This is a genomic window from Kineosporia sp. R_H_3 (assembly GCF_002198675.1).
In the GTDB taxonomy this organism is placed as follows: Bacteria; Actinomycetota; Actinomycetes; order Actinomycetales; family Kineosporiaceae; genus R-H-3.
The window spans coordinates 1-10,675 of the sequence record NZ_MWLL01000145.1; the positions used below are offsets into that span (position 1 = coordinate 1).

Below are 10,675 nucleotides of genomic sequence, written 5' to 3' on the forward strand. Positions count from 1 at the left end.
GGGGAGACGGGGGAGGGGCTGCGTGATTACACCCCGGCCCAAACTTTTTTCGAGGCGGCCTCGGGGTCCCCCGAACGGGGGTGTAATGATCCGGGTCGTCGGCCGTCTTCCCGGTGTGGAGACAGCACCGACTCGGGGAGGTCAGGGATGGTGGATCGTCCGGGCAGCGGCGGCAGGCCGCTCGCCGACGACCCCGCCGGCGTGCCCGACGCCGACCTCGCCCGCGCCTGGGCCGCGGGTGACCCGCTCGCGTTCGGGGAGGCCTACCGCCGGTTCGCCACCCCTCTGTTCGGGACCGCGGTCGGGCTGCTGGGCGACCGCACCGTCGCCGCGGACGTCGTCCACGACACCTTCGTGCGCGCCGCGCCGCGGGTCGCGGGCCTGCGCGAGCCCGACCGGCTGCGGGCCTGGCTCTTCGCGATCCTGCGCAACGAGGCGGCGTCCGTGCACCGGTCCCGGCGGCACGACGGGGGCTCCCTCGACGACGACGCGGGCGGCGAGGTGACGGGCCGGCTCGCGGACGACGCCGCGCCCGCGGACGTCGAGGCGTCCCGGGGCGAGCTCGCCGACCTCGTGTGGACGGCGGCCGACGGGCTCCAGGAGCGCGACCGCGAGGTGCTCGAGCTCAACGTCCGCGGCGGTCTCGACACCGCCGACCTCGCCGCCGCGCTCGGCGTGACGCCGGGGCACGCCGCCGTCCTGCTCTCCCGGATGCGCGACCGGCTCGAGCGCTGCATGGGCGCGCTGCTCGTCGCGCGGCTCGGACGGCGGGACTGCGACGCTCTCGACCGGCTCCTCGAGAGCTGGGACGGCAAGTTCTCGCTCGACGTCCGCTCGAAGGTGTCCCGGCACGTCGAGGGCTGCCCCCGCTGCGGCCAGCAGCGGGCCCGGCTCGTGACGATGGAGCGGCTGGCTCCCGCACTGCTGCCGCCGGCCGTCCTGCTGCCCGTCGACCTGCACGACCGGCTCGTGGCGAGCATCGGCCCGGGCGGGACGCCCGCCCCTGCCTGGGGCGCGACCGGCCCGTCCGACCCGGACGTCGACCTCGACACCTGGTCCTGGCAGGCCGACGGGTTCCCCGAGCAGGTGGCCGAGCCGGTGCGCCGCGTCGTCGCCGGCCCGCCGGCCGGGCCGGTCGTCGCNAGCAGCACGGCACCCCCGCCGGCCGGGCCGGTCGTCGCCGCCGGGGGTGCCGTGCTGCTCGCGGCCGGCCCGCCGATGCCGGACGTCGCCCCGGCCGGGGCGCACCGCAGCCGGGGCCGCGCACGGTCGTTCGCGGTCGCCGCCGGCGTGCTGCTGCTCGCCCTGGGCGGTGCCGGTGCGTTCACCGTGCTGCGCCCGGGGCCGGAGTCGGTCCAGGTGGTGGCGACGTCCCCGAGCGGCCCGACCTCCTCCGGGCCGGTCGCCGGCGTGACGACCCCCGCGGACGGCGTCACGCCGTCCGGTGCGACGACGACGGGCCCGGCGACGTCAGGCGGCCGGACGACGACCACGACGACGGCACCGACCTCCCGGACGACCACGACCTCGGTGACCACGACGACGGACCCGGTGACGTCGTCCGACCCGGTGACCTCGACCTCCACGACAACGACGACGACCACCACGACGACGACCACGTCGAGCCCGCCCGCCCCGGAGGGGCCGGTGATCCAGCGGGTGTCCGCCTCGCCGGGGTCGGTGTTCCTGCCCGCGCCCGTCGGCGCGGCGGGGTGCACGCCGACGACCACGACGATCGTCGTCCTCGTCAAGGCCTCCGGGAAGGTCACCGGGACGGCGTCCTGGTCGCCGGACGGCGGCAAGACGTCGCAGCGGGTGCGGCTGAGCCGGGACGGCAACGTCCTCACGGGCTCGATCGGCGAGTGGTCCGTCGCGGGGACGGACGTCGTCCAGGTCGTCGTCCAGGACGAGTACGGCAAGGACTCGGGCAAGACCGCGGTCACCGTGCAGCGGTGCACCCGGGGGTAGCGCCCGGTCCGTCGCCCCTGCGGTAACCGGCACGAGGCACCCCCTGACGTTGGGTAGACTCGCCGACGGAGGATTCGCCTAGTGGCCTAGGGCGCACGATTGGAAATCGTGTTGGTGTAAAAGCCTCAGGGGTTCAAATCCCCTATCCTCCGCTGCGACGTTGGGCCCCCGGGCGTTCTTCCCGGGGGCCCGACGTCGCATTTGGGCAGAGTGATTTGAGGAGGAGGGCGAGGGACGAGCCCGACGGGGTCCCCTATCCTCCGCCGCCCAGCGGCCCTCGGCCCGCAGACCTCAGCGCCCGAACGTCACCCAGTTGAGGTTCACGAACGCAGCCGGCTGCCCGCTCGTGAACGTGACGTAGACGTCGTGCCTGCCGGTCACGGGCGTCATGTTCATCGGGACGGTCCGCCAGCTCTGCCAGCCGCCGGTGTCCGCGACGGCGAACGTCGCGACGGGTGGGCTGGTGACGGCGTCCAGCCGGACCTCGACGAGCCCGCTGATGCCGGCGGCGGCGCCGCTGGCGACGCGGCCGAGGAACTGGGTCGCGGGTGCGGTGCCGAAGTCCACGCCGCGGAACCGCAGCCAGTCGCCGTTCGACAGCGAGGTGACGTCCTGGCCGCCTCCGCTGTCGCTCGTCGTCTCGAGCGCCGTCCCCGACTGGCCGTCGTACGACTCGGCCTGGATCGTCGCGTAGGCGTTGCGGGTACCGGTGGGGGCCGTCCCCGTCGGCGTCGGGGTCGGTGCGGGGGTCGTCGCACCCCGCTGGAGGACCTGGACGTAGTCGACGATCATCGACGCGCCCGGGACCGTCGACGCGGTGACCCCGCCGCCGAACGCGTCCGGCATCGCGCCGCCCATCGCGACGTTGAGGATCACGAAGAAGCCGTGACCGGTCGCCGCCTGCCAGGTCGCGGCGTCGACCCGGTTGCTCGTCACGGTGTTGTAGACGAGGCCGTCGACCGAGAACCGGATCCGTTCCGGCGTCACGGACCGGTCCCACTCGACGGCGAAGACGTGGAACCCGGCCTGGCAGGACACGCCCGGGCAGGTCACCGAACCACCGAGACCGGTCGTCTCGTTGCAGGGCCCGCCCGGGTTGACGCCGCAGTGCACGGTCGCCCACGTCGTGTTCAGCCCGTGCACGTTCTCCATGACGTCGAGCTCGCCGACGGCGGGCCAGTTCCAGTAGTTCCCGCGGAACGGTGCACCGAGCATCCAGAACGCCGGCCAGTACCCTCGGGCGGCGGCGCCGGTGACGTTCGGCAGGGCGATCCGGGCGTCGACCCGCAAGGTGCCTCCGGCCGGCGGCTGGAAGTCAGAGCGCACGGTCTCGATCCGGCCCGACGTCCAGGCGCCCGACGCGCTGCGCCGCGGGGTGATGAGCAGGCGGCCCGCGCCGTCCTGCACGACGTTCGTCGTGCTCGAGGTCATCGTCTCGATCTCGTTGGTGCCGAAGGCGGCCGGCCCACCGGGGTAGGAGGTGCCGACCGTGTACTGCCACCGGGCGCTGCTGACCCCGGTGCCGGCCGCGCCGGTGAAGTCGTCGAGGAACACCCGGGTCCAGCCCGCCGGGACCGAGGGCGCGCTGGCCTGCGCCGGCCCGCTGGTGGTGACGAGGGTGGTCGCGGCCAGGGCGAGCGCCGCGGCTGTCGCGAGCAGGTGTCGGAGGTGGACAGGGCGGAGGTGGGTGGCTCGGCGTGGGGAGGAGGACGGCAGAGGGGACATGGCGACCCGCGCTTCCTGAGGACCCTCCCCCGGCTCGGGAGAGCGCTCTCTCGATGTGGATCGACTGTCTCCCAGCGCCTCTGTGCAGTCAACCGTCTGCGGGTACCGATCGTTGCGCGCACCGGAGCCGGCTCATGATCGAGAGCCCGCCGGTCGACGTGTCGGGCTGCGCCTCAGTCGTCGACGTGGGCCGTCATCATGATCGAGACGAGCACGCCCGGCAGGTCGACCCCGAGCCTGGCCACGGCCCGCGTCGGCAGGTCGCTCGTGAAGACCTCGGCGTACGCCTCGTTCATCCCGGCGAAGTCGGCGGGGTTCGTCAGCAGCACCGTCACGTGCGCCACGTCGGCCAGGGTGCCGCCGCCGGCCTCGATGATCGCGGAGCAGTTGCGCAGCGCCTGCCGCGTCTGCTCCTGGATCGTCGGGCCGGCCTGCTGCCCGGTCACCGGGTCGATGCCGACCGTTCCCGACACGTGGATCGTCGACCCGACGCGCACGCCCTGGCTGTAGAGAGGGGACGACGGGGCGGCCGGGGTCGTGATGATCTGCTTGGTCATTCCCGGACGGTACGCCTTCGTGCCTCAGTGGTGCAGGAGCCCTTGGACCGCAACCGGTCCCGGGCGCGCGGGCGTCGTGATCGACGTCCGTCGGACCGGTCACCGCCCGTCTCGCCGCAGGCTGCGGGCCGCTAGATCGCGCTCTCCCGCTCCACGAGCGCCCTCCCGTAGTCGATCACCCGGAAGTCCGCCGTCCGGAAGCTCGCCCCGGTGAACGCCACCCGCGGAACCAACCCCGCACTGCTGCCGGTGAAGGTCGTCACCGATCCCGCGGTGAGGAACGACGGGTCGGTGTCGAGCTGCTCACCGGGTGCGGTGACGGCGGCGTCGAGGCCGCCCCTGCCGTCGAGGTTGAGGAGGGCGACGTCGACACCGAAGGCGTCGCCGGTCTCGGCGGCACCCGGGACCCCAGTCGACGCCTGGCTCCACAGCTGCGAACCCGTGCCGGTCAGTCCGGAGGCGGCGCCGCGCAGCAGCACCACGGCGCCACCACCACCGAGCCTGCCGATGTGCTCGCCCGGGACGCCCACGAGGACGTCGGCCCGACCGTCACCGGTCACGTCACCCGCGCTGACGGACGTGCCGAACCCGTCCCCGCTCGCCCGGGTGCCGGGGACGCCCGGGCTGTCCTGGTGCAGCACGCGCAGTCCCGACGCGGACAACCCGGTGGTGTGCCCGGCGAGGACGACGACGGCTCCGCAGCCCAGGAATGCTGTGGTGCTCGTCGTCATGTTCGTCCCGCCCACTCCGACGACGACCTCGCCGAGCCCGTCGCCCGTCGTGTCGCCGATCGCGAGCCGGCCGCCGAAGTGGTTGAAGACGGTCTGCGGGTCGCCGTGGGCAGCCGCCGCGGCGGTGCCGGTGACCCCGGTGACGCCCGTCGTCGAGACGCCGCCCGCGGCGCCGCGGACGAGCGTCACCATCCCGGCGTCCCCGTTCTCCCACGTGGTGCCGATGACGAGGTCCGCGTTCGCGCCACGGTCGACGCGTCCGATGGCGACGGCGGCTCCGAAGGAGTCGCCGGTCTCTGCGGCGCCGGGGACCCAGCTGAGGTTCTGGTGGAGCAGCACGGCGCCGGTCGTCGTGAGGCCGGAGACGCTGCCCTTGAGCACGGTCACGGTGCCGGCGTTGCGGGCGGTGCCGAGGTCCTCGGCGGGGTTGCCCACGGCGAGGTCGTCCCGGCCGTCCCCGGTGAGGTCGCCGGTCGCGAGCGATGCGCCGAACGTGTCTCCGGGCTCCGACCCTTCAGGAACGCCGGGGGTGTCCTGGTCGACATGGACCGTCCGGGCGAGGTCGAGCCCCGAGGCCGAGCCCGGGACGACCCAGACCCCGCCGGCCTGGTCGGCGTCGGTCGCGCTGTCGGGCTCGGACTGGGCACCGATGACGAGGTCGTCGTAGCGGTCCCCGTCGAAGTTCCCCGCTGCCAGGGTGTCGCCGAACGAGCCGTTCCCGAACTGCGCGGCCAGGACGTCGTTCGCCGCGGTGGAGGAGTACTTGACGATGACGATCTCGCCGTGCGGGTACAGGGCCGAGGTGTCCGCTCCCGCCGCAGTGCTCGCGAGGTCGTCGACACCGTCACCGTCGAAGTCCGCCCGGGTGGCGCCGGTGCCGGTGACAGCGGTCCGTGGTGTGGCGACGCGGTAGAGCTTCACCGTGTGGCCCTCGCGGGTCACGGTGAAGGTCAGCACCCCCGCTGCCGAGGCGCCGGGCGCCGTGAGCAGGCCCGCTCCCGTCGCGACGAGCGCGATCACCGCCAGTGCCGTCGTCCTGCGTCGCACCCTGACCCCCTGAATCCGTCCCCCACCTGGGCTCGCACACCCTAGAGCCCCGGCACCCGCATGATCGAGACCCGGCAGGCTGGTTTCTCCGGGCGGTTCGTTGACCCTGTGCGGATCTCAGTGGTGCAGGAGCCCGTGGACGACGACCGGTTCCGCCCGGCCCGTCGGCGGGCGGCGGCGGTGCAGGTCCATGGACATCTCGAGGTTGACCGCGCGCGGCAGCGTCGGGACGTCGGCGATCGGGTGCCACTGCGCGATGTCGGTCGACCCGCCGACCTCCGGGCGCAGGGTGCCGCCGACGACGTGCACACGGTAGAAGTGGAAGACGGCATGGAGGTCGCCGAACCGGGCGTGGTCGAAGCGCTCGGCGGCCGGGACGAAGTGCGAGCCGACACCGATGAGCTCGTCGACGACGACGTCGTACCCGGTCTCCTCGAGCAGCTCGCGGACGACGGCGTCGCACGGGTCCTCGCCGTGGTCGACCCCGCCGCCGGGCGTCGTCCACCACGTGCTGCCGTCGGGTGCGACGTACCGCGCGAGCAGCACCTGCCCGTCGACCTCGCACACCCCGTACGCAGCCAGCCGGGTCTGCTGTGTCATGCGCTCATCCTGGCGTAGAGGTCAGACGAACCGGGAGAGCCGGAACCGGTCGACGTCGGGCCCGACGTCACGGCCCTCGACGAGGTCGGCGAGCCAGCGCCCCGCGACGGCGCTGAACTTGAAGCCGTGACCGGTGTCGCCGGTCGCGACGACGACCCGGCCGTCGGCGACGGTGTCCATGACGAAGTCGCCGTCGGGGGAGTCGGTCCACGTGCAGACCTGGCTCGGGCCGGCGACGGGGGCGTCGAAGCCGAGGCCCTCGACGTAGCGCAGCATCCGGGCCCGCTCGTCGTCGCTCGGGGTGCGGTCGGTGTCGGCAGGGTCGAAGGGGCGCAGCGCGGCACCGAAGCCGAGCTTGTACCCGAGGCCGGGCGTCGGCATGGCGTAGACGCCACCGGAGTCGCCGCCGTCCGCCGGGTCCTGGTAGCCGTCGAGCAGACAGGGCAGGGCCTCGGCGTCGGGCCGCCCGGTCACGTGGGTCACCTGGCCGAGCGCCGGCAGCACCCGGACGCCGACCCCGAGCGCGTCGAGGAGCGGCTGCGCCCAGGGGCCGGCGGCCACGACCGCCGCGTCGACGTCGAGGGTGCCGGTCGTCGGCCCGGCGGTGCCGGGGCGGGCGTCGCCGAGCGTGAGCCGGACGCCGTCCGGCCCGGGGTCGAGCGCCCGCACCCACGAGCCCGTCGAGAGCCGGCCGCCCGCGTCGGCGAGCAGGCCGGCGTGCGCGACGAGCGAGTCGGAGGCGAGGACGACGCCCGCCTCGGGCTGCCAGACCGCGTCGACGCCGTCCGGGCGCAGGCCGGGGAAGAACCGGCCGACGTCGGCGGCGTCCACCCAGGTGTGCTCGACGCCCTCGGCCTCCACGGACGCGGCGAGCCGGTCCGCGCGCCGGTCGCGCCAGAGCAGCCCGCACGTCGTCCGCAGCGGTCGCCCGACCCGCTGCTCGACGCTCGCCCAGGCGCGGACGGACTCCTGCTGGAGCCGGACGTCGGCCCGCTCCATGTGCGCCAGCCGCCAGATCCGGGTCGGGCCGGACGACGAGGACGCCGCGTTGGCGACGCCGAACGCGTCGAGCACCGTGACGTCGTGACCGCGCGCGGCGAGCTCGGCGCCCGTCGGCAGCCCCCACGCGCCCGCACCGATGACCGCGACCCGCATCACGCCTCCTCGTCCGGGCCGTCGAGGGCCCACAGCTGCTCGCCGTCGTCGTCGAAGGTGCCCGTGGCGAGCAGCCCGATCCTCTGCGCTACCTTCGCGGAGGCTGCGTGCTCGGGGTGGATGTGGGCGACGAGCCTGCGGACCCCCGTCGAGAGCAGCCACCCGGCCATCGCCGTCGCCGCCTCGGTGGCCAGCCCGAGGCCCTGGTGCCCGGTGCCGACGACCCATGCCACGTCCGAGGTCGCCCCCGCCGGGGTCACCGTGGCCTGCACGGTCCCGACCGCCGGGCCGGCGGCCGGCTCGTCGCCGGGCGCCCGCAGCCGGACCGTCCAGTTGTGCCAGACCTGGCCGGCGTCGTCCGGGCTGGGCCCCGCGATCATCCGGCCGAACCGGTCGCGGAGCCGCTCGACGGACGGCGGCTCACCACCGATGAACGTGTACAGCGCGGGTCCGGCGAGCACGACGGCCATGTCCTCGGCGTCCTCGACGCGGAGCGGGTCGAGCGCGAGGCGCCCGGTCAGCAGTCGCGGAGTCGCCGTCATCCCGAACCCTCCCGGCACAGAAAGGACCCCCCGCACACCCGCCAGAGCCTGCCTACCCTTGCTGCCTTCCGGCCCTGGGGGAGTTCAGCGGGATGACGCCGCACGAGGGGTCTGGCAAACACTCTATACGCCCGCGGACGGCGCGCTGTCCGTCGGGTCGGTGGCGCCGGCGGAGTCGTCGGACGGCGGGGGTGCGGTGGCTCGGAGCAGCCCTGTCACGCCTGCTGCCGCGACGGCGATGTCCGGTATCCGACGCGTGCCCCGCCAGTTCACAGCGCGATCAGCTCCGGGGTGATGGTCTCTCGGACGTCGTCCTTGAGGGCACGTTCGGGGACGAGGTCGACCTCTGCGCCGAGGAGCCCCTCGAGCGCGGCCCGAGCCCGGCCCACCGCGAACAGGCCCACGTCGTCCGCGAAGTCGGCGAGGAGGTCGACGTCGCTGGACGGCCCCTCGTCACCCCGGGCGACGCTGCCGAAGACCCGCAGGTTCGTGATCCCGTGCTCGGCAGCGGCAGCCTTCAACGCCTCCCTGTGTTCCTCGACGCGTCGCCCCAGCGGCCCGCCGAGCGGGCCGCGGTGCGCGGGGACCGGCTCCACCTGGAGGACCAGGTCCATCCCGGAGGCACGCACGAGGTCCACGAGCGTCGGCAGCGCCGGCTGCCGCTTGCCCGACTCGTAGGCGCTGATGACGCTCTGCGTCACCCCGGCCCGGCGGGCGAGCTCGACCTGGGACAGGCCGGCCCGGGTGCGTGCCTCCTTGAGGAGGCGGGCGGCGAGCTGCTCGATCATGAGGCGACGATATAGCGGATCGTCGATATAGCGCAATGTAGATATCGCGGATCGTCGATAGCCGTCAGTGACGTGCCGGAGCGCGCCGTAAGACGTCGTCGGGCCCTCCTGTGGACGCCGCCCCGCGATGTCCGACGACGGGGTTAGGGTGCTGCGCGTGTCCACTGCTCTGTACCGCCGCTACCGGCCGGAGACGTTCGCCCAGGTCATCGGCCAGGAGCACGTCACCGGTCCGCTCATGGCGGCGCTGAGCAAGGACCGGATCAACCACGCCTACCTGTTCTCCGGGCCCCGCGGCTGCGGCAAGACGACGAGCGCGCGGATCCTCGCCCGCTGCCTCAACTGCGCCGAGGGGCCGACGGCGACCCCGTGCGGGGTGTGCGACTCGTGCCGTGACCTGGCCCGCGGCGGCGGGGGCAGCCTCGACGTCGTCGAGATCGACGCCGCGAGCCACGGCGGCGTGGACGACGCCCGCAGCCTGCGCGAGCGCGCGGTCTTCGCCCCGGCGCGGGACAGGTTCAAGGTCTTCATCATCGACGAGGCGCACATGGTCTCCACGCAGGGCTTCAACGCCCTGCTGAAGATCGTCGAGGAGCCGCCGCCGCACATCCGGTTCGTCTTCGCGACGACCGAGCCCGACAAGGTCATCGGCACGATCCGCTCCCGCACCCATCACTACCCGTTCCGGCTCGTCCCGCCGGAGCGGCTGCAGAACTACCTCGCCGAGCTCTGCACCGCCGAGGACGTCGAGGTCGGCCAGGGCGTGCTGCCGCTCGTCGTCCGCGCCGGTGCGGGCTCCGTGCGTGACTCGCTCTCGGTGCTCGACCAGCTCATCGCCGGCGCCGGTCCGGAGGGCCTCACCTACCCGCTCGCCGTCTCGCTGCTCGGCTACACCGACGCGACGCTGCTCGACGACGTCGTCGACGCGCTCGCGGTCGGGGACGGCGCGACCGTGTTCCAGGTCGTCGACCGGGTCATCGAGTCCGGGCACGACCCCCGCCGCTTCGTGGAGGACCTCCTCGAGCGGCTGCGCGACCTGCTCGTCGTCGCGGCCGTGCCGGACGGCGGCCACGCCGTCCTGCGCGCGCTGCCCGCCGACCAGCTGCGCCGGATGCAGGAGCAGTCCGGCCGGTTCGGTCGGGCCGAGCTCTCCCGGGCCGCGGACGTCGTCAACGCCGCCCTCACCGAGATGACCGGGGCGACGTCCCCGCGGCTGCAGCTCGAGCTGCTCTGCGCCCGGCTGCTGCTTCCCGCGGCCGAGGAGACCGAGCGCGGCCTGCGCGCCCGCGTCGACCGGATCGAGAAGCGCCTCGGCGTCGTCACCCCGGGGATGCCGCTCGCGTCGCCCGTCGGCGGGGCCGACCGCGCCGAGCCCGTGCGGGCGCCTGTCGAGCGCCCGGCGGCCCGGGTCGAGCGACCGGCCGAGCGCCCCGCCGAGCCCGCCCCCGTCGAGCGTCCGGCGCCGGTCGTCGAGCGGTCGCAGACCCCGGACGACGCACCCGCCGCCGCGTCGCCGGTCACCCCCGACGCCCCTGCCGCGCGCGTCGACGAGCCGGCGGCCC

At 74.4% G+C, this 10,675-nt stretch carries 9 protein-coding genes, 1 tRNA gene and 1 other RNA gene; 3 read left to right on the forward strand and 8 right to left on the reverse strand.

Features of this window, described 5'->3' with window-relative positions; translation table 11 throughout:
- Positions 1-147 precede the first annotated feature (147 nt).
- Positions 148-1,142 (forward strand): RNA polymerase sigma factor (locus tag ECOMGDLI_RS36820; protein WP_369812752.1); only part of this gene is annotated, 995 nt, incomplete at its 3' end.
- Between the two features lie 893 nt (positions 1,143-2,035).
- Positions 2,036-2,120: transfer RNA gene (locus ECOMGDLI_RS14625), tRNA-Ser, on the forward strand.
- A gap of 139 nt (positions 2,121-2,259) precedes the next feature.
- On the opposite strand, the gene ECOMGDLI_RS14630 is transcribed toward ECOMGDLI_RS14625, so the two are convergent.
- The 8 genes from ECOMGDLI_RS14630 to ECOMGDLI_RS14665 all read right to left on the reverse strand — a co-directional run bounded on the left by ECOMGDLI_RS14630 (position 2,260) and on the right by ECOMGDLI_RS14665 (position 9,113).
- Positions 2,260-3,693: a glycoside hydrolase family 16 protein gene (locus ECOMGDLI_RS14630; protein ID WP_088317562.1), complete on the reverse strand. Its 1,434-nt coding sequence runs from the start codon at positions 3,691-3,693 to the stop codon at positions 2,260-2,262.
- Between the two features lie 173 nt (positions 3,694-3,866).
- Complete coding sequence (locus ECOMGDLI_RS14635; RefSeq protein WP_088317563.1) at positions 3,867-4,250, reverse strand: RidA family protein; 384 nt, start codon at positions 4,248-4,250, stop codon at positions 3,867-3,869.
- A 131-nt stretch (positions 4,251-4,381) separates the two neighbouring features.
- Positions 4,382-6,028, reverse strand: a complete 1,647-nt coding sequence (locus ECOMGDLI_RS14640) for an FG-GAP repeat protein (protein ID WP_088317564.1) — start codon at positions 6,026-6,028, stop codon at positions 4,382-4,384.
- Positions 6,029-6,145: 117 nt separating this feature from the next.
- Entirely contained in the window at positions 6,146-6,628 is a 483-nt protein-coding gene (locus tag ECOMGDLI_RS14645) for an NUDIX hydrolase (protein WP_088317565.1), read from the reverse strand.
- A 21-nt stretch (positions 6,629-6,649) separates the two neighbouring features.
- The gene (locus ECOMGDLI_RS14650) at positions 6,650-7,783 is read right to left on the reverse strand and encodes an FAD-dependent oxidoreductase (RefSeq protein ID WP_088317566.1); all 1,134 of its coding nucleotides are present in this window, start codon (positions 7,781-7,783) and stop codon (positions 6,650-6,652) included.
- Entirely contained in the window at positions 7,783-8,325 is a 543-nt protein-coding gene (locus tag ECOMGDLI_RS14655; RefSeq protein WP_088317567.1) for a GNAT family N-acetyltransferase, read from the reverse strand. The genes ECOMGDLI_RS14650 and ECOMGDLI_RS14655 overlap by 1 nt, the downstream gene beginning before the upstream one ends.
- An 18-nt stretch (positions 8,326-8,343) precedes the next feature.
- Positions 8,344-8,440, reverse strand: an RNA gene (gene ffs / locus ECOMGDLI_RS14660) — signal recognition particle sRNA small type.
- Positions 8,441-8,594: 154 nt separating this feature from the next.
- Positions 8,595-9,113: a helix-turn-helix domain-containing protein gene (locus ECOMGDLI_RS14665; RefSeq protein ID WP_088317568.1), complete on the reverse strand. Its 519-nt coding sequence runs from the start codon at positions 9,111-9,113 to the stop codon at positions 8,595-8,597.
- 157 nt (positions 9,114-9,270) lie between these two features.
- Between ECOMGDLI_RS14665 and ECOMGDLI_RS14670 the strand changes: the two genes are divergently transcribed.
- The coding region (locus ECOMGDLI_RS14670; RefSeq protein ID WP_198954863.1) for a DNA polymerase III subunit gamma and tau at positions 9,271-10,675 on the forward strand (1,405 nt) is incomplete at its 3' end.